This window comes from Streptomyces sp. NPDC127114, assembly GCF_042677525.1.
Classification (GTDB): Bacteria; Actinomycetota; Actinomycetes; order Streptomycetales; family Streptomycetaceae; genus Streptomyces.
In genome coordinates, this window is sequence record NZ_JBHXTJ010000022.1 from 97,842 (window position 1) to 123,718 (window position 25,877).

26 protein-coding genes are annotated in these 25,877 nt (G+C 71.4%); 9 read left to right on the forward strand and 17 right to left on the reverse strand.

What is annotated here, in order from left to right; all coding sequences use genetic code 11:
• Positions 1-60: 60 nt before the first annotated feature.
• On the forward strand, positions 61-849 hold the full coding sequence (locus tag ACFVGS_RS22490; RefSeq protein ID WP_385693447.1) for an SDR family NAD(P)-dependent oxidoreductase: 789 nt from the start codon (positions 61-63) through the stop codon (positions 847-849).
• 39 nt (positions 850-888) lie between these two features.
• Here the strand turns inward: ACFVGS_RS22490 and ACFVGS_RS22495 are convergent, their stop codons facing one another.
• Entirely contained in the window at positions 889-2,418 is a 1,530-nt protein-coding gene (locus tag ACFVGS_RS22495) for a hypothetical protein (protein WP_385693448.1), read from the reverse strand.
• Positions 2,419-2,618: 200 nt separating this feature from the next.
• On the opposite strand from ACFVGS_RS22495, the gene ACFVGS_RS22500 reads away from it, so the two are divergent.
• The gene (locus ACFVGS_RS22500) at positions 2,619-4,487 is read left to right on the forward strand and encodes an endonuclease/exonuclease/phosphatase family protein (protein ID WP_385693449.1); all 1,869 of its coding nucleotides are present in this window, start codon (positions 2,619-2,621) and stop codon (positions 4,485-4,487) included.
• Between the two features lie 35 nt (positions 4,488-4,522).
• Entirely contained in the window at positions 4,523-4,975 is a 453-nt protein-coding gene (locus tag ACFVGS_RS22505) for a GNAT family N-acetyltransferase (protein WP_384413093.1), read from the forward strand.
• Between the two features lie 29 nt (positions 4,976-5,004).
• On the opposite strand, the gene ACFVGS_RS22510 is transcribed toward ACFVGS_RS22505, so the two are convergent.
• The 4 genes from ACFVGS_RS22510 to ACFVGS_RS22525 form a co-directional block, all read right to left on the reverse strand.
• A complete protein-coding gene (locus ACFVGS_RS22510; RefSeq protein ID WP_384413090.1) occupies positions 5,005-5,742 on the reverse strand; it encodes an SDR family NAD(P)-dependent oxidoreductase in 738 nt (245 codons plus the stop codon).
• Between the two features lie 110 nt (positions 5,743-5,852).
• Complete coding sequence (dapD, locus tag ACFVGS_RS22515; RefSeq protein ID WP_385435387.1) at positions 5,853-6,836, reverse strand: 2,3,4,5-tetrahydropyridine-2,6-dicarboxylate N-succinyltransferase; 984 nt, start codon at positions 6,834-6,836, stop codon at positions 5,853-5,855.
• A 44-nt stretch (positions 6,837-6,880) separates the two neighbouring features.
• Positions 6,881-7,501: a TetR/AcrR family transcriptional regulator gene (locus ACFVGS_RS22520; RefSeq protein WP_384413084.1), complete on the reverse strand. Its 621-nt coding sequence runs from the start codon at positions 7,499-7,501 to the stop codon at positions 6,881-6,883.
• A complete protein-coding gene (locus tag ACFVGS_RS22525) occupies positions 7,501-7,839 on the reverse strand; it encodes a DMT family transporter (RefSeq protein WP_384413081.1) in 339 nt (112 codons plus the stop codon). Before ACFVGS_RS22525 ends, ACFVGS_RS22520 begins: the two co-directional genes overlap by 1 nt.
• 44 nt (positions 7,840-7,883) lie before the next feature.
• On the opposite strand from ACFVGS_RS22525, the gene ACFVGS_RS22530 reads away from it, so the two are divergent.
• A complete protein-coding gene (locus ACFVGS_RS22530) occupies positions 7,884-8,966 on the forward strand; it encodes an oxidoreductase (RefSeq protein WP_384413078.1) in 1,083 nt (360 codons plus the stop codon).
• Between the two features lie 91 nt (positions 8,967-9,057).
• Here ACFVGS_RS22530 and ACFVGS_RS22535 read toward each other — a convergent pair whose 3' ends face one another.
• The 9 genes from ACFVGS_RS22535 to ACFVGS_RS22575 form a co-directional block, all read right to left on the reverse strand.
• Complete coding sequence (locus tag ACFVGS_RS22535) at positions 9,058-9,396, reverse strand: metal-sulfur cluster assembly factor (protein WP_384413075.1); 339 nt, start codon at positions 9,394-9,396, stop codon at positions 9,058-9,060.
• On the reverse strand, positions 9,393-9,866 hold the full coding sequence (gene sufU / locus ACFVGS_RS22540; RefSeq protein ID WP_384413072.1) for a Fe-S cluster assembly sulfur transfer protein SufU: 474 nt from the start codon (positions 9,864-9,866) through the stop codon (positions 9,393-9,395). The genes ACFVGS_RS22535 and sufU overlap by 4 nt, the downstream gene beginning before the upstream one ends.
• A gap of 10 nt (positions 9,867-9,876) precedes the next feature.
• Positions 9,877-11,145, reverse strand: coding sequence for a cysteine desulfurase (locus ACFVGS_RS22545; protein ID WP_384413070.1), 1,269 nt, complete (start codon positions 11,143-11,145; stop codon positions 9,877-9,879).
• Entirely contained in the window at positions 11,142-11,906 is a 765-nt protein-coding gene (sufC, locus tag ACFVGS_RS22550) for a Fe-S cluster assembly ATPase SufC (protein WP_384413067.1), read from the reverse strand. The genes ACFVGS_RS22545 and sufC overlap by 4 nt, the downstream gene beginning before the upstream one ends.
• 7 nt (positions 11,907-11,913) lie before the next feature.
• Entirely contained in the window at positions 11,914-12,231 is a 318-nt protein-coding gene (locus ACFVGS_RS22555; protein WP_356691724.1) for a non-heme iron oxygenase ferredoxin subunit, read from the reverse strand.
• On the reverse strand, positions 12,231-13,412 hold the full coding sequence (gene sufD / locus ACFVGS_RS22560) for a Fe-S cluster assembly protein SufD (protein WP_385693450.1): 1,182 nt from the start codon (positions 13,410-13,412) through the stop codon (positions 12,231-12,233). Before sufD ends, ACFVGS_RS22555 begins: the two co-directional genes overlap by 1 nt.
• A 79-nt stretch (positions 13,413-13,491) precedes the next feature.
• The gene (sufB, locus tag ACFVGS_RS22565; protein ID WP_384413061.1) at positions 13,492-14,907 is read right to left on the reverse strand and encodes a Fe-S cluster assembly protein SufB; all 1,416 of its coding nucleotides are present in this window, start codon (positions 14,905-14,907) and stop codon (positions 13,492-13,494) included.
• The gene (locus tag ACFVGS_RS22570) at positions 14,904-15,632 is read right to left on the reverse strand and encodes a helix-turn-helix transcriptional regulator (RefSeq protein WP_385693451.1); all 729 of its coding nucleotides are present in this window, start codon (positions 15,630-15,632) and stop codon (positions 14,904-14,906) included. The genes sufB and ACFVGS_RS22570 overlap by 4 nt, the downstream gene beginning before the upstream one ends.
• A gap of 162 nt (positions 15,633-15,794) precedes the next feature.
• A complete protein-coding gene (locus tag ACFVGS_RS22575; protein WP_384413055.1) occupies positions 15,795-16,544 on the reverse strand; it encodes a DUF72 domain-containing protein in 750 nt (249 codons plus the stop codon).
• 80 nt (positions 16,545-16,624) lie between these two features.
• Here ACFVGS_RS22575 and ACFVGS_RS22580 point away from each other — a divergent pair, with 80 nt between their 5' ends.
• From ACFVGS_RS22580 to ACFVGS_RS22590, 3 genes are all read left to right on the forward strand, one after another.
• On the forward strand, positions 16,625-17,551 hold the full coding sequence (locus ACFVGS_RS22580) for an ABC transporter ATP-binding protein (protein WP_385693452.1): 927 nt from the start codon (positions 16,625-16,627) through the stop codon (positions 17,549-17,551).
• A 192-nt stretch (positions 17,552-17,743) separates the two neighbouring features.
• Positions 17,744-18,457, forward strand: coding sequence for an ABC transporter permease (locus ACFVGS_RS22585; protein ID WP_384413346.1), 714 nt, complete (start codon positions 17,744-17,746; stop codon positions 18,455-18,457).
• A gap of 66 nt (positions 18,458-18,523) precedes the next feature.
• Positions 18,524-19,513: a heme A synthase gene (locus tag ACFVGS_RS22590; RefSeq protein WP_385693453.1), complete on the forward strand. Its 990-nt coding sequence runs from the start codon at positions 18,524-18,526 to the stop codon at positions 19,511-19,513.
• A gap of 63 nt (positions 19,514-19,576) precedes the next feature.
• Here ACFVGS_RS22590 and ACFVGS_RS22595 read toward each other — a convergent pair whose 3' ends face one another.
• The 3 genes from ACFVGS_RS22595 to ACFVGS_RS22605 all read right to left on the reverse strand — a co-directional run bounded on the left by ACFVGS_RS22595 (position 19,577) and on the right by ACFVGS_RS22605 (position 22,277).
• On the reverse strand, positions 19,577-20,677 hold the full coding sequence (locus tag ACFVGS_RS22595) for an amidohydrolase (RefSeq protein WP_384413048.1): 1,101 nt from the start codon (positions 20,675-20,677) through the stop codon (positions 19,577-19,579).
• 197 nt (positions 20,678-20,874) lie between these two features.
• Entirely contained in the window at positions 20,875-21,222 is a 348-nt protein-coding gene (locus tag ACFVGS_RS22600) for a hypothetical protein (protein ID WP_384413046.1), read from the reverse strand.
• A 101-nt stretch (positions 21,223-21,323) separates the two neighbouring features.
• Complete coding sequence (locus tag ACFVGS_RS22605; RefSeq protein WP_384421923.1) at positions 21,324-22,277, reverse strand: heme o synthase; 954 nt, start codon at positions 22,275-22,277, stop codon at positions 21,324-21,326.
• A gap of 332 nt (positions 22,278-22,609) precedes the next feature.
• On the opposite strand from ACFVGS_RS22605, the gene tkt reads away from it, so the two are divergent.
• Positions 22,610-24,712: a transketolase gene (gene tkt / locus ACFVGS_RS22610; protein WP_384421914.1), complete on the forward strand. Its 2,103-nt coding sequence runs from the start codon at positions 22,610-22,612 to the stop codon at positions 24,710-24,712.
• A gap of 46 nt (positions 24,713-24,758) precedes the next feature.
• The gene (gene tal, locus ACFVGS_RS22615; protein ID WP_384421912.1) at positions 24,759-25,877 is read left to right on the forward strand and encodes a transaldolase; all 1,119 of its coding nucleotides are present in this window, start codon (positions 24,759-24,761) and stop codon (positions 25,875-25,877) included.

Consider the following 25,877-nt stretch of genomic DNA (forward strand, 5'->3'; position numbering starts at 1 on the left):
TGTCGGCGCACACGGTCGCGCCCGCGTATAAACGGCGGTTGAACAGAAAGGCGATGCCCCATGAACCTGCCCGCCCATGGTCGGAGCGTCCTCGTCAGCGGTGCCTCGCGCGGTCTGGGCCGCGCGGTGGCCCGGGCCTTCGCGGCCAACGGCGACCGGGTGGCCGTGCACTACGGCTCGCGCGCCGAGGAGGCCCGCGAGACCCTGGCCTCGCTCGACGGCACCGGCCACGCCCTCGTCTGCGGCGACCTCGCCGATCCCGCGCAGGCCGCGCGGGTCGTGGCCGAGGCGGCGGAGGCCCTCGGCGGCGCCGACAGCCCCGACAGCCCCATCGACGTTCTGGTCAACAACGCGGCCGTGAACCTGCCGCACCCGCCGGCGACGACGCCGTACGAGGAGTGGGTGGAGCTGTGGCAGCGCCATGTCTCGGTGAACCTGCTGGGCACGGCGTACCTGAGCCGGCTGGCCGCGGGCCGGATGATCGCGGCCGGCACCCCGGGCCGGATCGTCAACATCGGCTCCCGCGGCGCCTTCCGCGGCGAACCCGACCACCCGGCCTACGGCGCGACGAAGGCCGCCGTCCACGCCCTCGGCCAGTCCCTCGCCGTGGCGCTCGCGCCCCACGGCATCGCGGTGGCCTCCGTCGCCCCGGGCTTCTTCAGCACGGAGCGGGTCGCGCCCCGGCTCACCGGCCCGGAGGCCGAGTCCATTCGCGCCCAGAGCCCCTTCGGCCGGGTGGCGACCCCGGAGGAGATCGCCGCGGCCGTCCTCTGGCTGGCCTCTCCCGAGGCCGAATGGGCCTCGGGCACGGTCCTGGACCTCAACGGGGCGTCCTACCTGCGCACCTGACGGGGCGCCGCTCGGACGGCCGCCCGGCCCCGGCCCGGGTCAGGTGCGGGACCTCGCCTTGAAGGCGGCCTTGCGGGCCTCCTTCGCCGAGGGCTTGTCGCGGTGCAGGCGGCCCATGGCGTCGAGCACGTCGGCCGTGGCCGGGTGGTCGACGCGCCAGACGGCCTCGAAGAAGCCGCCGTGCCGGCCGGTCAGGCCCTCGATGAGGTCCTGGAGTTCCTCCAGGTCGCCGTCGGCGTCGAGGTGCGCCGCGATGGTGTCCACGGCCAGCCAGAAGATCATCGACTCCGGCGGCGCCGGGATGTCGGCAGCGCCGCGCTCGGCGAGCCAGACCCGGGCCAGGCCGCCGAGCTCCGGGTCGTCCAGGACCTCCCGTACGGCCGGTTCGGCGTCCGCGCCGACGAGGGAGAGCGCCTGCTGGGCGTGCAGGCGGCGCAGCGGGGCACCGGCGTCGCCGCCGCGCGCGGCGGCGAGGAGTTCGCGCGCCGCGTCCTGGGCGGCGCGGCCGGCGATCCAGCCGGCCGTCTCGGCGCGCGCGGCCTCCTGCGGGTAGTGCGCGATGCCGTCGAGGAGCACGTCGGCGCCCTTGTCGGCGAGTTCGCCGACGGCGGGCGCGGCGAGCCCGGCCTCCAGCATGCGGGCCCGGATCGCGTAGAGGCCGAGCGGCGTGAGCCGCACCATGCCGTACCGGCTGACGTCCTCCTCGTCGAAGGGCTCGGCGGCCGACGTCCCGTCGGCCCCGCCCTCCGCGCCCTCCTCGGTCATCAGGGCCTCGTCGACGGGCTCGTACGCGACGAGGCCGACCGGTTCGAGGATCCGGAACTGCTCGTCGAGCCGCATCATCGCGTCGGAGACCTGCTCCAGTACGTCGTCGGTGGGCTCGCTCATGTCCTCGGGCACGACCATCGACGCGGCGAGCGCGGGCAGCGGGACCGGACCCTCGCCCGCCCCGCCCTCGCTGACGGTCAGCAGGTAGAGGTTGCCGAGGACGCCCTCCAGGAACTCGGCCTCGCCCTCCGGGTCCCAGTCCAGGGCCTCGAAGTCGATCGTGCCGTCCTCGCCGACCAGCGCTTCGAGGTCGTCGACGTACGGTGCGGTGGCGTCGGCGAAGACGGTCTCGAAGGCGTCGAGCCAGATCGCCAGGACGTCCTGGGGCGAACCGCCGGTGAGCAGCGCCAGGTTCTCGCCGGGCCGCGCGGTGCCGGTCTCGTCGCCGGCCTCGTCCCCGGTCGCGCCGGCGGCACCTGCCGTGCCGGCCGCCTCGGCCCCGTCGGCGTCCTCCGTCTCCTCCGGGTCCTCCACCTCGACCAGGCCGGTGTCGACGGCCACGCGCCACGCCTCGCTCGCGTACGCCTCGCCGTCCTCGTCGCCCGCGAGGCCGAGGACCTCGGCGGCGGCGGGCAGCTGCTCGTCGACGAGTTCGCCGCCCGCGCCCACCCGGGTCTCGGGGCCGGCCCAGCGGGCCAGCCGCACGGCGCGGGTGAGGAGGGGGGCGGCCAGGGCGTCCCGCGCCAGCTCCGCGTCCGAGCGCAGCCGAACGGGGGGAAGGGTCGGGCGGTCCGGTGCCATCTCGGGTGTTCTCCTCGGCGGGGCGACGGTTGACTGCTTCGGGGGTCTTCAGCGTAGACGCATTCGGGGAGCCGTCTGTCGGTTCACACAGGCGTCAGCCTTCGTACACCCGTCAACCCTTGACAAGTGCGCCCTCGGGCCACGAAATTGACGCGCGTAGATCGTTCGATCGAATGTCCAAACCCTCACGGAGTCCGTTGATGTCTTCCTCCATACCGAGATCCGCGGCCGTCGCCGCCGTCGTCTCCGCCGCCCTCGCCGCCGGTCTGGTGAGCGGCGCGTCCGCCTCCGCCGACGAGGCGACCGCCACCGGGACCGCAGCCGCGACCACCGCGGCGGCCTCCGTCCGGATCCACGACATCCAGGGCACCACCCGGGTCTCGCCGCTCGTCGGCAAGCAGGTCACCGGTGTCACGGGCATCGTCACGGCCGTGCGCACCTACGGCTCGCGCGGCTTCTGGATCCAGGACCCGCAGGCCGACGACAACCCGGCCACCAGCGAGGGAATCTTCGTCTTCACCAGCTCCGCCCCGACGGTCGCGGTCGGCGACTCGGTGAGCGTCAACGGCACGGTCACCGAGTACGTGCCGGGCGGCCTGAACTCCGGCAACCAGTCGCTGACCCAGCTCTCCAAGCCGGCGGTCACCGTCCTGTCCAAGGGCAACCAGGTCCCGGCCGCCGTGACCATCTGGGCCGGTTCCGTCCCAGACGCGTACACCCCCGCGGGCGACCCGGCGGCCGGCGGCTCGATCAACGGGCTCACCCTGGACCCGGAGACCTACGCCCTGGACTACTACGAGTCCCTGGAGGGCACCAACGTCCGCATCGGCTCCTCGCGCGTGGTCGGCGCCACCGACCCGTACCACGAGCTGTGGGTGACGGTGAAGCCGTTCGAGAACGACAACAGCCGCGGCGGCACGGTCTACGGTTCGTACGACTCCCAGAACACCGGGCGGCTCCAGGTCCAGCAGCTCGCCCCGGTCGCCCAGCAGCCCTTCCCCAAGGCGAACGTCGGTGACTGGCTGGCCGGCACCACCGAGGGCCCGCTGGACTTCAACCAGTTCGGCGGCTACACCCTGGTCGCCGGCAAGCTGGGCGAGCACGTGGACCTCGGCCTGGAGCGCGAGGTGACCGAGAAGCAGCACAAGAACGAGCTGGCGGTCGCCACGTACAACGTCGAGAACCTCGACCCGAGCGACCCGCAGGAGAAGTTCGACGCGCTCGCCAAGGCGGTCGTCGAGAACCTCGCCTCGCCCGACATCGTCGCCCTGGAGGAGATCCAGGACGACAACGGCGCCAAGAACGACGGCACGGTGACGGCCGGCGAGACGCTGAAGAAGTTCACCGCGGCGATCGTCGCGGCCGGCGGCCCGGCGTACGAGTGGCGCTCGATCGACCCGCAGAACGGGAAGGACGGCGGCGAGCCCGGCGGCAACATCCGTCAGGTCTTCCTCTTCAACCCCGAGCGGGTCTCCTTCGTCGACCGCGCGGGCGGCGACGCGACCACCGCGACCGCGGTCACCGGCAGCAAGGGCGACGCCCACCTGACCCTCTCCCCCGGCCGGATCGACCCGGCGAACACCGCGTGGGAGAACAGCCGCAAGCCGCTCGCGGGCGAGTTCCGCTTCCGCGGCCGCACGGTCATCGTGGTCGCCAACCACTTCGGTTCCAAGGGCGGCGACGAGTCGATCGTCTCGCACCACCAGCCGCCGGCCCGCTCCTCCGAGGCCAAGCGACTGCTCCAGGCCCAGGCGGTCAACGCCTTCGTCAAGGACGTCATCGCCCTCGACAAGCAGGCCGACGTGCTCGTCCTCGGCGACATCAACGACTTCGAGTTCTCCGGCACGACGCAGGCGCTGACCGACGGCGGCGCGCTGTTCCCGGCCGTGAAGTCGCTGCCGGCCGAGGAGCGCTACTCGTACGTCTACCAGGGCAACAGCCAGGTCCTCGACCAGATCCTGACCAGCCCCGGCGTGCACCACTTCGAGTACGACAGCGTGCACGTCAACGCGGAGTTCGCGGACCAGAACAGCGACCACGACCCGCAGGTGCTGCGCTTCCGCCCGTGATCAACGGGCGGGCACGGGTGTGCGAGACTGCGGCCGTGCTGCTGCGTCCCGCCACCCGTGCCGACCTGCCCGCCGTCCTCGCGCTCCTCGCCGACGAGGAGCGCGTGGTCGACCCGGCCTCGGTGACCGTGACCCCCGCCCACGAGCGTGCGTTCGCGGACATCGAGGCCGACCCGCGCAACGAGATGCTGGTGCTCGTCGACGACTCGGCCGGCGGCCCGGTCGTCGGCTGCCTCCAGGCCACGTACATCCCGGGCCTCGGCAAGGGCGGCGCCGAGCGGGCCCTGATCGAGGCGGTGCGGATCAGGGCCGACCGGCGCGGCGGCGGTCTCGGCCGCGAGCTGATGTCCCGGGCCGTCGCGCGGGCCCGCGCCCGCGGCTGCGCGCTGGTCCAGCTGACCAGCAACAAGTCCCGCACCGACGCCCACCGCTTCTACGCGTCGCTGGGCTTCGCCCGCAGCCATGACGGGTTCAAGCTGACCCTCTGAGGGGTGCCCCGGCGGCCGGTGTCCGGCCGTCAGCCGAGCAGGTGCCCGCCGCCGTCCACGAGCAGCACCTCGCCCGTGATGTACGAGGCGTTCGCCAGGTCGTGGACGGCCTCGGCGATGTCCTCCGGGCGGCCCACCCGGCGCAGCGGCACGACCGATGCCACGTGCTCCTTGGCGGCGTCGGCGCCCTCGACCCCGTCGAACCACGGGGTGTCGATCAGTCCCGGCGCGACCGCGTTGACCCGCACGTCGGGCCCGAGGGTCTTGGCGAGCAGCTTGGTCATGTGGTTGACGGCCGCCTTCGTCACGGCGTACGGGATGGAGCTGCCGCCGGGCCGGACCCCGGCCTGCGAGGAGATGTTCACGACGGCGCCGCGGGTCTCGCGCAGATGGGGAACGGCGGCGGTGACGGTCTGCCAGACGCCGATGACGTTGACGTCGTAGAGGAGCCGCCAGACGTCGGGCGAGGCGGCCGCGAAGTCGTCGTGCGGGATGAACCTCGTGATGCCGGCGCTGTTGACGAGCAGGTCGAGGCGGCCGAAGTGCGCCACCGTCTCCTCGACGAGCCGGGCGGCCTGGGTCTCGTCGGAGACGTCGGCCTGGAGGTAGTGGGCGCCGGGGAGTTCGGCGGCGAGCTTCTGGCCCGCCTCGACGGAGCGGGCGGAGTTGACGACGACCCGGTAGCCGGCGGCCGCGAGGCGGCGGGCGACGGCGGCCCCGATGCCGGAGGACGAGCCCGTGACGAGGGCGACACGCTGTTCGGTCATGTGCTGATTCCTTCTGGACGACCTCCTGTCGCGCAGGGCGATCATGCCAGAGACGCGGGACGGCCCGCCGCCCCTTCGCGGGGCGGCGGGCCGTTCGCGGCGCACGGGGATCAGTTGTGGCTGTGCAGGATCTCGTTGAGGCCGCCCCAGACCGCGTTGTTCGGGCGGGCCTCGACGGCGCCGGTGACCGAGTTGCGGCGGAAGAGGATGTTCGAGGCGCCGGAGAGGTCGCGGGCCTTGACGATCTCGCCGTCCGGCATGGTGACCCGGGTGCCGGCGGTGACGTAGAGACCGGCCTCGACGACGCACTCGTCGCCGAGCGCGATGCCGACGCCCGCCTCGGCGCCGATGAGGCAGCGCTCGCCGACGGAGATGATCACGTTGCCGCCGCCGGACAGGGTGCCCATGGTGGAGGCGCCGCCGCCGATGTCGGAGCCGTCGCCGATGACGACGCCGGCGGAGATGCGGCCCTCGACCATGGAGGTGCCGAGGGTGCCGGCGTTGAAGTTGACGAAGCCCTCGTGCATGACGGTGGTGCCGGCGGCGAGGTGGGCGCCGAGGCGGACGCGGTCGGCGTCGGCGATGCGGACGCCGGCGGGCACGACGTAGTCGGTCATGCGGGGGAACTTGTCGATCGAGGTGACCTGGAGGTGCAGGCCCTCGGCGCGGGCGTTGAGCCGCACCTTCTCGATGTCGTCGACGGCGACCGGGCCGAGCGAGGTCCAGGCGACGTTGGCGAGGTGGCCGAAGATGCCGTCCAGGCTCTGGCCGTGCGGCTTGACCAGGCGGTGGCTGAGCAGGTGGAGCCGCAGGTAGACGTCGTGGGCGTCGAGCGGCTTGTCGTCGAGCGAGGCAATGACGGTGCGCACGGCGACCACCTCGACACCGCGGCGGGCGTCCACGCCGAGGGCCTTGGCGGCGCCCTCGCCGAGGGCGTCGACGGCCGCGTCGGCGTCGAGGCGCTCGGTGCCGGCGGGGCCGGGGGCGTCGGTCAGCTCGGGGGCGGGGAACCAGGTGTCGAGAACGGTGCCGTCGCCGGCGATGGTGGCGAGGCCGGCGGCGACGGCGCCGGTGGTGCGAGGAGCAGTGGTCATGACGGAAAACCTAACGGTCGGGCCCCCGCGCGGGCCAACCGGTCTCAGGTGTCGGTCCGCTGCCCTGGCGGTTCGGACGAGCCCGCGGTCCGGGGTTTCGGGCCTTCGTTCAGGAGCCGGGCGAGCATCTCGCGCGCGTACTCCTCGTCGTACCGGCCGCCCGTGAGCAGGACCTGGAGGCAGATGCCGTCCATCAGGGCGACGACGCCCCGGGCGGTGGCCGGGTCGGTGCGCGCGGCGAGCACGCCGCCGACGTCCTCGGCCCACTCGGCGGCGACGGGCCGCAGGGCGGGGCGGCGCAGGGCGGCGAGGTAGAGCTCGTACTCCAGCTCCACGCCGCTGCGCTCGCCGCCGATCCACGTGCCCATGAGCCGGGCGAGGACGGCGGCGAGGTCGGTGGCGGGGTCGGCGAGCTCGGGGCTCTCGCGCAGGGCGCGCCCGAAGTTGTCGTTGGCCTTGCGCAGGGCGGCGACGAGGAGTTCGTCGAGGGAGGCGAAGTGGTACGTGGTGGAGCCGAGCGGCACGTCGGCCTCGGCGGCGACGGTGCGGTGGCTCAGTCCGGCGATGCCGCCGCGGCCGACGACGCGGAGGGCGGCCTCGACGATCCGCTCGCGCCGCCCGGGGTCGTGGCGGCGGGGGCGGGGGCCCGCGGGGGTGGGGGGCATCAGTGTGCGCCGCCGAGGTTGAGGACGGTGACGCCGGCGATGATCAGGAGGATTCCGGCGATCTTGGCGAGGGTCATGGACTCTCCGAGGAAGAGGGCGCCGATGGCGGCGACGGCCGCGGTGCCGACGCCGGACCAGATGGCGTAGGCGGTGCCGACCTCGAGGGTCTTGAGTGCCTTGGCGAGCAGGGCGAAGGCGAGCAGATAGCCGGCGCCGGTGACCAGCGAGGGGACGAGCCGGGAGAAGCCCTCGCTGTACTTCATCGAGGTGGTGGCCACGATCTCGGCCGCTATGGCCCCCGCGAGCAGTCCGTATCCCATGAGGACGAGGGTACCCATCGATGCGTACGGCCGTACACAACGGCGCCCGATACGGTGTGCGCATGACATACCCTTCGGGGCCGTACGGATACGGGTACGGCTACGCTCCTCCGCCGCCTCCGCCGAAGCCCGGCGTGATACCCCTGGCGCCGCTGGGCCTCGGCGCCATCCTGAACGGCGTCTTCAGCACGTACGGGCGCTACTGGAAGTCGCTGGTCGGCGTGGCGCTGGTCGCCTACACGGGCGCGACGGTGCTGATGGGCGGGGCGCTCGCGCTCGGCTGGCTGGCCGTCGGCGACGACCTGGACCGGCTGGACGCCACGCCCGCCGGTGATTCCGCCGGCTTCGACGACGTGCGGCCGCTGATCGTGGCCTTCGTCCTCGTCTGGCTCGTGGCCATGGCCGGCTGGATCGTCGCCAGCGGCCTCGTCTACGCCGCCGTCCCGGCGGTGCTCCAGGAAGCCGTCCTCGGCCGGCCCATGGGCTTCGGCGCCACGTGGCGCCGCGCCTGGTCCCGCCTGGGCTCCGTGATCGGCTCGCTGTTCCTGTCGACGCTCGCCGTGATCCTGCCGATGGTGCTCGTCTTCGTCGGCTTCGGCCTGCTGATCGCGGGCGTGATCGCGGGCGTCGCCGCCTCCGAAAGTGGTTCGGGCGACGACGGCGCGGGCCTGGCCGTGGCGGGTCTGCTGTTCTTCCTCGCCACCTTCGCGACCATGCCCCTCGTCGTGTGGCTCTGGGTCAAGTACAGCCTGGCCCCGGCGGCCGCCGTCATCGAGCACCAGGGCCCGCTGGGCTCCCTGCGCCGCTCCTCGGCCCTGGTCCGCGGCTCCTGGTGGCGGATCTTCGGCATCACGATCCTCGTCGGCCTGATGGTCGGCGTGGTGAGCATGGTGATCCAGCAGATCGTCTCCTTCGCCGGCATGGTCCCCATGTCGGTCTACGACCCCGGCGACAACCCGACACCGGGCGACGTGATCGCCGTCTTCGGCGGCGTCATGATCCTCGTCACCGCCGCCCAGCTGATCACCCAGGCGGTCTTCGCCCCGTTCCTCCCCCTGGTCTCCGGCCTCCTCTACGTCGACCAGCGCATCCGCAAGGAGAACCTGGCCCCGGTCCTGGCCCAGACGGCCGCGACGCCCTACTGAGCCGACGCCGGCGGACTCCCGCGCACTCCCGCGGACGCGCGAAGGGCCGCACCCCCGAGGGGTGCGGCCCTTCCGCGTGCCGTCGCTGCCGTCAGACGTTGAAGCCCAGCGCGCGCAGCTGCTCGCGGCCGTCGTCCGTGATCTTGTCCGGGCCCCACGGCGGCATCCAGACCCAGTTGATCTTCAGCTCGTTGACGATGCCGTCGGTGGCGGCCTTCGCCTGGTCCTCGATCACGTCGGTCAGCGGACAGGCCGCCGACGTCAGGGTCATGTCCAGCGTCGCGACGTTGGAGTCGTCGATGTGGATTCCGTAGATCAGGCCCAGGTTGACCACGTCGATGCCCAGCTCGGGGTCGACGACGTCGTACAGCGCCTCGCGGATCTCTTCTTCGGAGGCCGGCTTCATCGTGGCCTCGGCGTTCTCGGTCATGCCGACTTCCTCGCAGAATCTTGAGGTCGTTCACCCAGGGCCTGGGCGGTCGCGTCCTTCCACGCCATCCAGCTCAGCAGCGCGCACTTCACCCGGGCCGGGTACTTCGAGACACCGGCGAACGCGACCGCGTCCTCCAGGATCTCCTCCATCGCGTCGTCCGGCTCGATCTGGCCCTTGGACTGCATCAGCTCCAGGAAGGTGCCCTGGATCTTCTGCGCCTCGGCCAGCTCCTTGCCGACGAGCAGCTCGTTGAGCACGGACGCCGAGGCCTGGCTGATGGAGCAGCCCTGGCCCTCGTACGACACGTCCTCGATGCGCGAGCCGTCGTACTTCACGCGGAGCGTGATCTCGTCACCGCAGGTCGGGTTGACGTGGTGCACCTCGGCGTCGCCGTCCCGGAGACCACGACCATGCGGGTGCTTGTAGTGGTCCAGGATGACGTCCTGGTACATCGAATCGAGCTTCACGAGCCGTCCCCTAGCCGAAGAAGTTCCGTACGTGCTCCAGTCCCTCGACCAGGGCGTCGACCTCGGCCGGGGTGGAGTACAGATAGAACGACGCTCGCGTGGTCGCAGGAATTCCGTAGCGCAGGCAGACCGGGCGCGCGCAGTGGTGGCCGACGCGGACCGCGATGCCCTGCTCGTCGAGGACCTGGCCCACGTCGTGCGGGTGGATGTCGCCGAGCGTGAAGGAGATCGCCGCGCCGCGGTCCTCGGCCGTGGTCGGGCCGATGATCCGCAGGTCCGGCACCTCCTGGAGGCGGCGGACGGCGTACTCGGTGATCGCGTGCTCATGGCGCCAGATGTTGTCCATGCCGATCGCCGACAGGTAGTCCACGGCCGCGCCGAGGCCGACGGCCTGGGCGATCGGGGGCGTACCCGCCTCGAACTTGTGCGGGGCCGGCGCGTAGGTGGAGGAGTGCATCGAGACGGTCTCGATCATCTCGCCGCCACCGAGGAACGGCGGCAGGTCCTCCAGGAGCTCCTGCCGTCCCCACAGCACGCCGATGCCGGTCGGGCCGCACATCTTGTGGCCGGTGAAGGCCACGAAGTCGGCCTGCAGCGCCTGCACGTCGAGCACCATGTGCGGGGCCGCCTGGGAGGCGTCGATGCACACGAGCGCACCGACCTCCTGGGCACGACGGATGATCGTCTCCACCGGGTTGAACGTGCCGAGCAGGTTCGACACCAGGGTGAAGGAGACGATCTTCGTCTTCTCGGTGATGAGCTCCTCGATGTTGGACAGGTCGAGCCTGCCCTCGTCGGTGAGCCCGAACCACTTCAGCTTCGCGCCGGTGCGCTGCGCGAGCAGCTGCCACGGCACGATGTTGGAGTGGTGCTCCATCTCCGTGATGACGATCTCGGTCTCGTGGTCCACGCGGTAGGGCTCGTCGGCCCAGCCCAGCATGTTGGCCACGAGGTTGAGCGACTCGGAGGCGTTCTTGGTGAAGATCACCTCGTCGCGGCTCGGCGCGTTGATGAAGGCGGCGACCTTGTCGCGGGCGCCCTCGTACAGCGCGGTGGCCTCCTCGGCGACCGTGTAGACCCCGCGGTGGACGTTGGCGTTGTGCCGCTCGTAGTAGGCGTTGAGCGCGTCGAGGACCTGGCGCGGCTTCTGCGAGGTCGCCGCGGAGTCCAGGTACACGATCTTCTTGCCGTCGTGGACCACGCGATCCAGGAGCGGGAAGTCCTTGCGGATCGCCTCGGTGTCGAGGAGGCCGGTCAGCCCCTGATGGGCGGAAGTCACGCGGATGCGCCACCCTTCACGTACTTGTCGTAGCCCTCGTTCTCCAGCTGGTCGGCGAGCTCGGCGCCGCCGGACTCGACGATGCGGCCGTTCGCGAAGACGTGCACGAAGTCGGGCTTGATGTAGCGGAGGATCCGCGTGTAGTGCGTGATCAGCAGGGTGCCGACCTCACCGGTCTCACGGACGCGGTTGACGCCCTCGGAGACGATGCGCAGGGCGTCGACGTCGAGGCCGGAGTCGGTCTCGTCGAGGATCGCGATCTTCGGCTTGAGCAGCTCGAGCTGGAGGATCTCGTGGCGCTTCTTCTCACCGCCGGAGAAGCCCTCGTTGACGTTGCGCTCGGCGAAGGCCGGGTCCATCTGGAGCTTCTCCATGGCCTCCTTGACCTCCTTCACCCAGGTGCGCAGCTTGGGCGCCTCGCCGCGGACGGCGGTGGCGGAGGTGCGCAGGAAGTTGGAGACCGAGACGCCGGGGACCTCGACCGGGTACTGCATGGCCAGGAAGACGCCGGCGCGGGCGCGCTCGTCGACCGACATCTCCAGGACGTCCTCGCCGTCGAGGGTGACGGTGCCGCCGGTGACCGTGTACTTCGGGTGGCCGGCCAGCGAGTACGCCAGGGTCGACTTGCCGGAGCCGTTCGGGCCCATGACGGCGTGGGTCTCGCCCTGCTTGATGGTCAGGTCGACACCCTTGAGGATCTCACGCGGACCGTTCTCGGCCTCGACGGAGACGTGCAGGTCGTGGATTTCAAGCGTTGCCATGGGTGACTCAGGACTCCTGGGTGACGGAGACGAGCACATCGTCCCCTTCGATCTTTACGGGGTATACGGGGACGGGGCGCGTCGCGGGAAGGCCGGACGGCTTGCCGGTGCGGAGGTCGAACGCGGATCCGTGCAGCCAGCACTCGATCTGGCAGTCCTCGACCTCGCCCTCCGAGAGGGAGACGTTGGCGTGCGAGCAGATGTCGTGGATCGCGAACACCTCGCCCTCGGTCTGGACGAGGGACACCGGCGTGCCGTCGAGTTCCACCCGCTTCGGGGTGTCCTCCTCCAGCTCGCTCAGCGCACAGGCGCGGACGAAGGCCATCAGACGGACGCCTCCAGCTCGGCCTCGATCTTGGCGATGAGGCGCTCCTCGACGTCCGGCAGACCGATCTGCTGGACCAGCTCGGCGAAGAAGCCGCGGACGACGAGGCGGCGGGCCTCGGCCTCCGGGATGCCGCGGGCCATCAGGTAGAAGAGCTGCTCGTCGTCGAAGCGGCCGGTGGCGGAGGCGTGGCCGGCGCCGGCGATCTCGCCGGTCTCGATCTCCAGGTTCGGCACGGAGTCGACCCGGGCGCCGTCGGTGAGGACGAGGTTCCGGTTGAGCTCGTAGGTGTCGGTGCCCTCGGCCTTGGCCTCGATGAGGACGTCGCCGATCCAGACCGCGTGGGCGTCCTGACCCTGCAGGGCGCCCTTGTAGGCCACGTTGGACTTGCAGTGCGGCACGTTGTGGGTGACCAGGAGGCGGTGCTCCTGGTGCTGGCCGGCGTCGGTGAAGTAGAGGCCGAAGAGCTCGGCCTCGCCGCCGGGGGCCGCGTACGTCACGCGCGGGTGGATACGGACGACGTCGCCGCCGAAGGTCACGACGACGGACTTGAAGGAGGCGTCACGGCCGACCAGCGCGTTGTGCTGGGCGACGTGGACGGCCTTCTCGTCCCAGTCCTGGACGGAGACGACGGTGAGCTTGGCGCCGTCGCCGAGCACGTAGTCGACGTTGGCGGCGAGCACCGCGTCACCGGTGTGGTCGAGGACGACGACCGCCTCGGCGAAGGCGCCGAGCTCGATCACCTGGTGGCCGAAGGCGACCCCGCCCTCGCCGTGCACGGCAATGCGGATCGGCTCGGTGAGCACGGCCTCCTTGGCGACGGTGACGACCGAGGCCTTCTCGAAGGAGGTGTACGCCTGGGCGGCGACCCGGTCGACCGGCGTGCCGGCCTTGCCGAGGCGCGCGTCGTCGCGGCCCACGGTCTCCACGGTGACGCCCTCGGGGGCCTCGATCTCCACGCGGACGCCCTCGCCGGTGGCGACGGCGGTGCCGTCGTGCAGGCCGCGGAGCCGCTCCAGCGGGGTGAAGCGCCACTCCTCCTCGCGGCCGTGCGGGACGGGGAAGTCCGCGACGTCGAAGGACGGCGGGGCGCTCATGCGCGTGGCGACGGTGGACTCGGCGGCCACCGCGATCGAGCCCGCGGTGGTGGAGCCCGCGGGGATGTTCTGAGCCTCAGCCATGGCTGTCGTGTTGCTCTCTTCCTGCGTCAAAAAGAAATCAGTGCTGCGGTACGGGGGGCGGGGGCGAGGCCTTGAGGCCTCAGCCGACCGCGCCTTCCATCTGCAGCTCGATCAGCCGGTTGAGCTCCAGCGCGTACTCCATCGGCAGCTCCTTCGCGATGGGCTCGACGAAGCCGCGGACGATCATGGCCATCGCCTCGAACTCGGTGAGGCCGCGGCTCATCAGGTAGAAGAGCTGGTCCTCGGAGACCTTGGAGACGGTGGCCTCGTGGCCCATGGAGACGTCGTCCTCGCGGACGTCCACGTAGGGGTACGTGTCCGAGCGGGAGATCGTGTCGACGAGCAGGGCGTCGCACAGCACGTTCGACTTGGCGCCCGGGGCACCCTCGCCGATCTCGATGAGACCGCGGTAGGAGGTACGGCCGCCGCCTCGCGCCACCGACTTGGAGACGATGTTGGAGGAGGTGTTCGGGGCCATGTGGACCATCTTGGCGCCGGCGTCCTGGTGCTGGCCCTCGCCCGCGAAGGCGATGGACAGGGTCTCGCCCTTGGCGTGCTCGCCCATCAGGTAGACGGCCGGGTACTTCATGGTGACCTTGGAGCCGATGTTGCCGTCGACCCACTCCATGGTGGCGCCCTCGTAGGCGACGGCGCGCTTGGTCACCAGGTTGTAGACGTTGTTCGACCAGTTCTGGATGGTCGTGTAGCGGCAGCGGCCGCCCTTCTTGACGATGATCTCGACCACGGCGCTGTGCAGCGAGTCCGAGGAGTAGATCGGGGCGGTGCAGCCCTCGACGTAGTGGACGTAGGCGTCCTCGTCGACGATGATCAGCGTCCGCTCGAACTGGCCCATGTTCTCCGTGTTGATACGGAAGTAGGCCTGGAGTGGGATCTCGACGTGCACGCCCTTCGGCACGTAGATGAAGGAGCCGCCGGACCACACGGCCGTGTTCAGGGAGGCGAACTTGTTGTCGCCGACCGGGATGACGGTGCCGAAGTACTCCTTGAAGAGCTCCTCGTGCTCCTTCAGCGCGGTGTCGGTGTCGACGAAGATGACGCCCTGCTCCTCCAGGTCCTCGCGGATCTGGTGGTAGACGACCTCGGACTCGTACTGGGCGGCGACACCGGCGACGAGGCGCTGCTTCTCCGCCTCCGGGATGCCGAGCTTGTCGTACGTGTTCTTGATGTCCTCCGGCAGGTCCTCCCAGGACTCGGCCTGCTTCTCGGTGGACCGCACGAAGTACTTGATGTTGTCGAAGTCGATGCCCGACAGGTCGGAGCCCCAGGTCGGCATGGGCTTCTTGTCGAAGAGCCGCAGACCCTTGAGCCGCAGCTTCAGCATCCACTCGGGCTCGTTCTTCTTCGCGGAGATGTCGCGGACGACGTCCTCGGAGAGACCTCGCTTCGCGGCGGCACCCGCCGCGTCCGAGTCGGCCCAGCCGTACTCGTACCGACCCAGGCCCTCGAGCTCGGGGTGGCTGATCTCGGTGGTCATGCGGGGTTCCTCCCGGCCGTGCTTGCGGATGCTGTGGATGAAGTGGTCTGGGGGGCGCCGTGCGGGATGAACGTCGTGCAGACGCCGTCACCATGCGCGATGGTGGCCAGGCGCTGGACGTGGGTCCCGAGGAGGCGGGAGAAGATCTCCGTCTCCGCCTCGCACAGCTGCGGATACTGCTCGGCGACGTGGGCGACCGGGCAGTGGTGCTGGCAGAGCTGCTCGCCGACCGGCGCGTTGCGCGCAGTGGCAGCGTACCCGTCGGCGGTCAGCGCCTTGGCCAGAGCCTCGGTGCGCTGGTCGGGCTCGGCGGACTCGACGGCCGCCCGGTACGCCTCGGCCTGGGCCTCGACGCGGTCGCGGGCGAAGGCGGCGACCGCGGCCTCTCCCCCGGCGTTCCGCTCGATCCAGCGCAGTGCCTCGACGGCCAGCGCGTCGTAGGACTGGTCGAAGGCGTCCCGGCCGCAGTCGGTCAGCGCGAAGACCTTGGCGGGCCTGCCGCGGGTGCGGGCTCCGTAGACCCGCTTCTCGCGCGCTTCCACCACGTTGTCGGTGACCAGCGAGTCGAGGTGCCGGCGGACGGCGGCCTGGGTGAGGCCGAGCCGCTGGGCGAGATCGGCGACGGTCGAGGGCCCGTGGTCCAGGATGGACCGCGCGACCCGGTTGCGCGTGGATCGCTCACCGGTCGCGAGTTCCTCCGTGGGAGCCTCACCGACGTTTTTCACAACGCCATTGTTGCGTAATTAATCAGGGACTGACAAGCGAGGCCGGGGCCCGCGACGGTGCCGTACGTCACGCAGGTAAGGCTTACCTGACCTGCGGAAACGATCATTCGTAGGACGAATCGCGCCCCCCGTGACCAGCGGTTTCCGGTCGATCGGAGGGCCCTACGGTGCGTAGATCGTCAGGCCGCGGGACTCCGCCACACGGAGAAAAGTTTCCGCGTTGCGGACCGCCGCCCCGCCCGGGTCGTTGTTGAAGAAAACGAAGACGTCCGCCCGGTCCTGCCAGGTCCCGGCCAGCCGCTCCGCCCAGCCCGCCAGCGCCTGGCGGCCGTACGAGGGATGCGGCCTCGCCCGGCCCTCGTGCAGCCGCAGATACGCCCAGTCCGCCGTCCGCCACAGCGGGGCCACCGGGCGGGAACCGCGGTCCGCCCAGCACAGCGCGGCTCCCCGCTTCTCCAGGACGCCCCGGACCTCCTCCGTCCACCACGACTCGTGCCGCGGCTCGACCGCCACCCGGGTGCCCTCGGGAAACCGGGCCAGCGCCGCGTCCAGGAGCTCCGGGTCGGCCCGGAGGGTCGGCGGCAGCTGGAGCAGTACGGGTCCCAGCCGGTCGCCCAGCGCCTCCGCGCGGCCCATCAGCCGCGCCACGGGCTCCTCCGGGTCCTTCAGCCGCTTGATGTGCGTGAGGTAGCGGCTGGCCTTCACCGCCATGACGAAGCCCTCGGGAGTCCGCTCCCGCCAGGCCGCGAAGGTGGTCTTCTCGGGCAGCCGGTAGAAGGCGTTGTTGTTCTCGACGACCGCGAAGTTCCGGGCGTACTCCTCCAGCCAGAGCCGCTGGGGCACGTCCTCGGCGTAGAGCACGCCCCGCCAGTCCCGGTACTGCCACCCTGAGGTGCCGACGAACACCGGCATACGGTGATCCTGCCCGATTCCGGACCGTTCACCCCGACCCGCGCCGGAGGGCCACCGCGCACCTCTCTAGACTTCCCGGCATGCGAAACGAGTCCGTGGTCCGGGTCCGGGGCCTGGTCAAGCGGTACGGGACGAAGACCGCCGTCGACGGCCTCGACCTCGACGTGCGGGCCGGCACCGTCACCGCCGTCCTCGGGCCCAACGGGGCCGGCAAGACCACCACGATCGAGAGCTGCGAGGGCTACCGGAGGCCCGACGCCGGCACCGTCCGCGTCCTCGGCCTGGACCCGGTCGCCGACGCGGCCGCCCTGCGGCCCCGGATCGGCGTGATGCTCCAGTCCGGCGGCGTCTACTCCGGCGCCCGCGCCGACGAGATGCTCCGCCACATGGCGAAGCTGCACGCCCACCCGCTCGACGTGGACGCCCTGATCGAGCGCCTCGGCCTCGGCTCCTGCGGACGCACCACCTACCGGCGGCTCTCCGGCGGCCAGCAGCAGCGGCTCTCGCTCGCCATGGCCGTCGTGGGCCGCCCCGAGCTGGTCTTCCTCGACGAGCCCACCGCCGGCCTCGACCCGCAGGCCCGCCGCGCCACCTGGGACCTGGTCCGCGAGCTGCGCGCCGACGGCGTGACGGTCGTGCTGACCACCCACTTCATGAACGAGGCGGAGGAGCTCGCCGACGACGTCGCCATCGTCGACGGCGGCCGAGTCGTCGCCCAGGGCAGCCCCGAGGAGCTGTGCCGGGGCGGCGCCGAGAACACCCTGCGCTTCACGGGCCGCCCCGGCCTCGACCTCGGCTCGCTGCTGAAGGCCCTGCCCGACGGCAGCTCCGCGGCGGAACCGCTGCCCGGCACGTACCGGATCACCGGCGACGTGGGCCCCCAGCTGCTCGCCACCGTCACCAGCTGGTGCGCGCAGCACGGTGTGATGCCCGACCGGATCTCGGTCGAACGCCACACCCTCGAAGACGTCTTTCTGGAGCTGACCGGCAAGGAGCTGAGGTCATGAACCCGGGCCACACCGATATCTGCCGGGGGTCCGGGGGTTGCCCCCCGGAAAAGCACAGCCTGGAGCTGACCGGCAAGGAGCTGAGGTCATGAACCCGGGCCACACCGGCAAGGAGCTGCGCTCGTGAGCACGAACGGGACCGTGGGCGCGGGGACGTACGCGCCGAGGCCGGGGGCGGCGCCCGTCGGGCGGATGATCGCCGCGCAGGCCGCGCTCGAGACGCGGATGCTGCTGCGCAACGGCGAGCAGCTGCTGCTCACGGTGATCATCCCCTCCCTGCTGCTCGTGCTGTTCTCGACGGTCGACATCGTCGACACGGGCGCGGACAAGGCCGTCGACTTCCTCGCCCCGGGCGTGCTCGCGCTCGCCGTGATGTCCACCGCCTTCACCGGGCAGGCCATCGCGACCGGCTTCGAGCGGCGTTACGGCGTGCTCAAGCGGCTCGGTGCCTCGCCGCTGCCGCGCTGGGCGCTGATGACGGCCAAGACGCTGTCGGTGCTCGTCACCGAGGTGCTCCAGGTGGTGCTCCTCACGGTGATCGCGCTGGCGCTCGGCTGGTCGCCGCAGGGGAACCCGCTCGCCGTGCTCGCCCTCCTCGTCCTCGGCACCGCCGCCTTCTCCGGGCTCGGTCTGCTGATGGCCGGCACCCTGAAGGCGGAGGCCACGCTGGCGGCGGCGAACCTGGTGTTCCTGCTGCTCCTGGTCGGCGGCGGGGTGATCGTGCCGCTGGAGAAGTTCGGCGCCGCGGGCGACGTGCTCGCGCTGCTGCCGATCTCGGCGCTGTCCGACGGACTGCGCGACGTCCTTCAGGGCGGTGCGGGGATGCCGTGGGGCGACGCCCTCATCCTCGCCGTCTGGGCGGTCGTGGGGCTCGGCGCGGCGGCCCGGTTCTTCCGCTGGGAGTGACGCGCCGCGTAGTCACGGGGTGACGTTTCGGGGTGACTCGCCCCGTAACCACCCCCTCGTGAAAGCATGCACAAGCCCCCGCCTACGATGGGGCCCGTGCAGACCCCCCTCGCCTTCATCGCCAGGCGCTGGACCCCGTCCCCCCGGACGCTCCGGCGCGCCGCGCTGTCCGCCGTCGTGATGAGCGTGCTCATCATCGTCACCGGCGGCGCGGTCCGGCTGACCGGTTCCGGACTCGGCTGCGACACGTGGCCCAAGTGCACGGAAGACAGCCTGATCGTCACGCCCGAGCAGGGCTACCGCGGCCTGATCGAGTTCGGCAACCGCATGCTGACGTACGTCCTGTCGGCGGCCGTCGGCTGGGCGATCGTGGCCGCGCGGTCGGTGAAGCCGCGCCGCCGCGGGCTCTCCCGGCTCGCCTGGGCCCAGTTCTGGATCGTGATGAGCAACGCCGTCATCGGCGGCATCACCGTGTGGATGGGCCTCAACCCGTGGACGGTGGCCGGGCACTTCCTGGCCGCCAACTCGCTCCTGACGGTGGCGGTCGTCACCTGGCACCGCGCCGGTGAGGGCGACACCGTGCCGAAGCCGCGCGTCCCGCGCCCGGTGCGCAAGCTGTCCTTCGCGATCGTCCTCGCCTCCGGGCTGCTCATCGTGCTCGGTACGACGGTGACCGGCGCCGGCAAGCACGCCGGCGACAGCAGCGACGTGCCGCGCATGCCGTGGGACTGGACGAACGCCGCCCACGTCCACGCGATCGCCGCCTGGGTGGTGTGCGCCCTCGCGCTCGCGATGTGGCTGGTCCTGCGCGTGGTCGACGCGCCCGACGACACCCGGGCGCGCGCCCGCGACCTGCTGGTCGTGCTGGTCGGGCAGGGAGCGCTGGGCTACCTCCAGTACTTCACGGGCGTCCCTGAGGCCCTGGTCGCCGCCCACATGCTCGGCTCGTCGTTGATGTGGATCGCGGTGCTGCGGCTCGCCCTGAGCCTGCGCGAGCGCCCCACGGCCACCGCGGAGATCCCGGCCCAGGCCGACCCCGAGCTGGCGACGGCCTGACCCCCGCGACGTCCGGCCGTCGGACGGCTGCCGTCTCACCGTGACCGTCCGCCGGTACCGACGCTAGCAACGGGTGCCGGCCGCGGTCCCGAGCCCGTAGACCCGGCGGGCGTTGCCCGCCGCGAGCAGGCCGGCGACCCGCTGCGCGTCCGTACGGGACCAGGAGCCGTCGCCCACCCACTCGCCGAGCACCCGGGCGAGCGCCCCGCGGAACACGCCGGCGGCCACCACGTGCAGCTCGGGCAGTCCGCGGGCGCCGCTGGAGAACAGCAGCTTGCCGAACGGCGCCAGCTCGAGGAACTCGGCGAGCACGGCCGCGGCCCGCGCGCCGGTGCGCGCGACGACCGGGCCGAGGTCGGCGTAGACGTGCGGGAAGTGGGCGGCGAGCCGGGCCGCCTGGCGGTGGTGGGGGTACTCGTGCAGCAGCACCAGATCCGTGCCGAGCCCGCCCGTGGCGGCGGCGAAGCCCGCGAGCGCGCCGGGGTCCCGGTCGCCGACGTGCAGCTGGAGCGGCCGGCCGGCGCCGACGGCGACCCACAGCAGATGGCGCAGCAGCACCGGGTCGTCGACGGCCGTGCCGGCCGCGCGCCGGGCCAGCCAGCGGCCCGCCGCACCGCGCACCTCGCCGGGACCGGGCGGTTCGGGGACGGCGGCGAGCCCGCCGCGTTGGCCGGCGGCCGAGGTGAAGGCGACGGCGCCCGCCGCGGCCCCGTGGACGGCCTCGGCGAGGTTGGCCAGGAAGGAGTCGACGGTGCCGGAGGTGTCGGCGACCTGCTGGGCGAGGAGTTCGAGCCGGACGATCTCGTGCGCGGCGGCGTCCGCGGTGGCGGCCAGCTCGGCCGGCCCGGTGAGGTCGCCGGGCCATCCGGTGTCGACGAGGTACGTCGTGACGCCGGAGGCCCGCAGCAGACGCCGCCCGGTCTCCAGGACGCCGAGCTCGCGGCGCCGGGCCAGGTAGCGGGCGGGGTGACAGTGCGGTTCGAGACCGAGGAGCGGCGGGCACCAGCGCCGTACGGCGAAGCCGGTCTGGGTGTCGAAGAAGGTGGTGCCCGCGGCGGGCGCTGCGGAGCCGGGAGCGAGATGACGCTCGAAGGTGCCGAGGCCGAGCTCCGTGCGGAGCACCCCGTGGCAGTACTGGTCGACCAGGCTCGGAGTGTCGATCATTCCGGGGGCTCCCACGTCGGACGGGCTTCCACCCCTCCTAACGGGTGACCCCCGCGCAAGGTTGCCGCCTCCGGAGCACCGGCGGTCTCAGGCGCCGGAAGCCGTCCTGGAGCCATCCGGCGGCCTCCCGGCCCCGGCGGCCTCAGGCGCCGGATCCTGTCCGGCGGCCTCGGGTGACCGAGGCCCGTCCGGTGGTCTCAGACGTTGGCCGGGCCGCCGAGCTGGATGCCGGCCATGCGGGTCCACTCGTACGGGCCGGTGACGACCTTGGCGGCGAACTCGCCGTCGAACTCCTCGTGCAGCGTGAGACCGGCCTTCTCGGCGGCCGCCTCCGCGATCGCGTAGGTCGGGGCCACCAGGTCGCCCCAGCCGCCGTCCGTGCCGACGAGGACGATGCGGGTGCCGGCCTGGCCGATGTGGGCGAGCTGGCCCTCGGCGCCGCCGTGCTTGCCGGCGAAGGCCTTGATCTCCTTGGCCAGCCGGGCCGCCTTGCGCTCCGCGCCCTTGTCCGCGCCCTTGGTGTCCGCCTGCTTCGTTTCTGCCATGCCAAGGATGCTACTCGGGGGTAGATCACGTGGCGACGGCCGGGGCACGTGGCGTGGGCCACGCGCCCCGGCCGTCGGCCGGGAGGGTTCGGTGCGGGAGGTCAGCGCAGGAAGGGGTCCACCGCGACTGCCACGAAGAGCAGCGAGACATAGGTGATGGACCAGTGGAACAGGCGCATCTCCTTGAGCTTCGCGCCGGTCACCTCCGCCTTGGCGCGGTTGAGGAGCGCGTGCGCCTCCCACAGCCACCAGCCGCCGGTGAGCAGCGCCACGGCGGTGTAGAACCAGCCGGTGTAGCCGAGCGGGGTGAGCAGCAGGGAGACCGCCACCATGACCCAGCTGTAGATCACGATCTGCCTGGCGACGACCTTGTTGGAGGCGAGGACCGGGAGCATCGGCACGCCCACGCGCGCGTAGTCCTCCTTCACCTTCATCGACAGCGGCCAGTAGTGCGGCGGCGTCCAGAAGAAGATGACCATGAAGAGGACGACGGCGGCCCAGGACATCGAGTCGGTGACGGAGGACCAGCCGATGAGCACCGGCATGCAGCCCGCGATGCCGCCCCAGACGATGTTCTGCGCGGTGCGGCGCTTGAGGATCATCGTGTAGACGACGACGTAGAAGAGCAGCGCGCCGAGGGAGAGCCAGGCGGACAGCCAGTTGACCAGCAGGCCGAACCAGAGGGTCGAGACGACCGCGAGCGTGAGACCGAAGACCAGGCCCTCGCGCGGCGAGACCATGCCGGTGACCAGCGGTCGCTGCGACGTGCGGTCCATCAGCGCGTCGATGTCGCGGTCGATGTACATGTTGAGCGCGTTCGCGCCGCCCGCGGACAGGTAGCCGCCGAAGCAGGTGGCGAGGACCAGCCACAGATCGGGCACGCCCTGTTCGGCGAGGAACATCACCGGCACGGTGGTGATGAGCAGCAGCTCGATGATCCGCGGCTTGGTCAGCGCCACGAATGCCTTGACGCGGGCCCCGAACGGCCGATGGCCCCCCGGGCTGGGAGTCAAGACGACCCCTGCGGGTCGGGACTCGACGGCCGTCACGCACACCCCTGACAGAGAAATTCCCAGCAAGCTCCCCGGATGAAGACGGGGTGAAGACTTGCGCGTACCACGCCACTGTAGACGTTGCCCATACGCCGATCTTCGCGGGGGTGGGGTCGTGTTGGCGGGGCTCACCCGAGGGTGCGTCCCAAGGGGTGGACACGAGCCGCGCACCGGCTCGGGAGGCGAACTCCCACGGGCGGCGGCAGTCTTGCTGTGTGCGCTCATTTGAGGGGCGTGGGCCCGAAAAGAGGGGCGTTTTTCGGGGGTAGGCTCGACAACGCCGGGACACCCTCAGTCACCGGCTACAGACATGCGGAGAGGAGCCCTGACTCAGGGTGAGCACTAAGCCGACGACCACAGACCTCGAGTGGACCGAACTGGACCAGCGGGCCGTGGACACCGCCCGCATCCTGGCCGCTGACGCCGTACAGAAGGTCGGGAACGGCCATCCCGGCACGGCCATGAGCCTGGCGCCCGCCGCGTACACCCTCTTCCAGAAGGTGATGCGCCACGACCCCGCCGACCCGGAGTGGGTGGGCCGCGACCGCTTCGTCCTCTCCGCCGGCCACTCGTCCCTGACCCTGTACACCCAGCTCTACCTGGGTGGCTTCGGTCTCGAGCTGGACGACCTGAAGTCCTTCCGCACGTGGGGCTCGAAGACCCCGGGTCACCCGGAGTACGGGCACACCAAGGGCGTGGAGACCACCACCGGCCCGCTCGGCCAGGGTGTCGCGAACGCGGTGGGCATGGCGATGGCCGCCCGCTTCGAGCGCGGTCTGTTCGACCCGGAGGCCCCGAAGGGCGCTTCTCCGTTCGACCACCACATCTACGTGATCGCCGGTGACGGCTGCCTCCAGGAGGGCATCTCCGCCGAGGCGTCCTCGCTCGCCGGTCACCAGAAGCTCGGCAACCTGATCCTGCTGTGGGACGACAACCACATCTCGATCGAGGGCGACACCGAGACCGCCGTGTCCGAGGACACGATGAAGCGGTACGAGGCGTACGGCTGGCACGTCCAGCGCGTCGAGCCCAAGGCCGACGGCGACCTGGACCCGGCCGCCCTGTACGCGGCGATCAAGGCCGCCGAGGCCGAGACCGAGCGTCCCTCCTTCATCGCGATGCGTTCGATCATCGCCTGGCCGGCCCCGAACGCCCAGAACACCGAGGCCGCGCACGGCTCGGCCCTGGGCGACGAGGAGGTGGCGGCCACCAAGCGCGTCCTGGGCTTCGACCCGGAGCAGAGCTTCGAGGTCTCCGACGAGGTCATCGCGCACACCCGCGGGCTCGGCGACCGTGGCCGCGAGGTCCGCGCCGCGTGGGAGAAGAAGCTCGCCGAGTGGCGCACCGCCAACCCGGAGCGCGCGGCCGAGTTCGACCGCATCCAGGCCAACGAGCTGCCGGCCGGCTGGGCCGAGAAGCTCCCTGTCTTCGAGGCGGGCAAGAGCGTCGCGACGCGTGCCGCGTCCGGCAAGGTGCTCCAGGCGCTCGGCACGGTGATCCCGGAGCTGTGGGGCGGCTCGGCCGACCTCGCCGGCTCGAACAACACCACGATCGACAAGTCGTCCTCCTTCCTTCCGGAGGGCAACCCGCTGCCCGAGGCGAACCCGTACGGCCGGACGATCCACTTCGGCATCCGCGAGCACGCGATGGCCGCGGAGCTGAACGGCATCGCCCTGCACGGCAACACGCGCGTCTACGGGGGCACCTTCCTGGTGTTCTCCGACTACATGCGCAACGCCGTGCGCCTGTCCGCGCTGATGCACCTGCCGGTGACGTACGTGTGGACGCACGACTCGATCGGTCTCGGCGAGGACGGCCCGACCCACCAGCCGGTGGAGCACCTGGCCTCGCTGCGGGCGATCCCGGGCCTGGCGGTCGTCCGCCCGGCCGACGCCAACGAGACGGCGATCGCCTGGCGCGAGATCATGCAGCGCCACACCAAGGTCTACGGCAAGGGCACCCCGGTGGGCCTGGCGCTGACCCGTCAGGGCGTGCCGACCTACGAGCCCAACGAGGACGCGGCCAAGGGCGGCTACGTGCTGTTCGACGCCGAAGGCCCCTCCGGGCAGAGCACTGCCGCCGAGGTGGTCCTCATCGCGACCGGTTCCGAGGTGCACCTGGCCGTCGAGGCCCGGGAGCAGCTGCAGGCCGCCGGCGTCCCGACCCGCGTGGTCTCGATGCCGTCGGTGGAGTGGTTCGAGGAGCAGGGCCAGGAGTACAGGGACTCCGTCCTGCCGCCGTCGGTGAAGGCGCGTGTCGCGGTCGAGGCCGGTGTCGGCCTGACCTGGCACAAGTACGTGGGTGACGCCGGCCGCATCGTCTCCCTCGAGCACTTCGGCGCCTCGGCCGACGCCAAGGTCCTGTTCCGTGAGTTCGGGTTCACCCCGGAGGCCGTCGTCGCCGCCGCACGGGAATCCCTGGACGCCGCCGCGCGCTGACGCGAATACGCGCGCGTACGTACGACTTAATGGAGATGCAATTCTCATGACAGACGCTCTCAAGCGCCTCTCCGACGAAGGCGTCGCGATCTGGCTGGACGACCTCTCGCGTCAGCGGATCACGTCCGGCAACCTGGCCGAGCTCATCGACCAGAGCCACGTCGTGGGTGTGACCACCAACCCGTCGATCTTCCAGAAGGCGATCTCCGAGGGGCACGGCTACGACCAGCAGCTGACCGACCTCGCCGCCCGCAAGGTGACCGTGGACGAGGCCATCCGCATGATCACGACGGCTGACGTGAGGGACGCCGCCGACATCCTGCGCCCGGTCTTCGACGCGACCCAGGGCCAGGACGGCCGGGTCTCGATCGAGGTCGACCCGCGGCTGGCCCACGACACGGCGGCCACCATCGCCGAGGCCAAGCAGCTGGCCTGGCTGGTGGACCGGCCCAACACCCTCATCAAGATCCCGGCCACCAAGGCGGGTCTGCCGGCGATCACCGAGGTCATCGGCCTCGGCATCAGCGTGAACGTGACGCTGATCTTCTCGCTGGAGCGCTACCGCGCGGTCATGGACGCCTACCTGGCCGGTCTGGAGAAGGCCCGCGAGCGCGGCCTGGACCTGTCGAAGATCCACTCCGTGGCGTCCTTCTTCGTGTCCCGCGTGGACACCGAGATCGACAAGCGCCTGGACGCCGTCGGCACCGACGAGGCCAAGGGCCTCAAGGGCAAGGCGGCGCTGGCCAACGCGCGTCTGGCCTACCAGGCGTACGAGGAGGTCTTCGGCTCCGAGCGCTGGGCGGCCCTGGACAAGGCGCAGGCCAACAAGCAGCGTCCGCTGTGGGCCTCGACCGGTGTGAAGGACCCGGCGTACAAGGACACCCTGTACGTGGTGGACCTGGTCGCCCCGGGCACCGTCAACACCATGCCGGAGGCGACCCTGGAGGCCACCGCCGACCACGGCGAGGTCACCGGCGACACCATCCACGGCACGTACGACGAGGCCCGCTCGCTCCTCGACGACGTGGCCGCGCTGGGCATTTCGTACGACGACGTCGTCCAGCTCCTGGAGGACGAGGGCGTCGACAAGTTCGAGGCCTCCTGGAACGACCTGCTCAAGTCCACCGAGGCGGAGCTGCAGCGCCTCGCACCTTCGGAGGCGTAA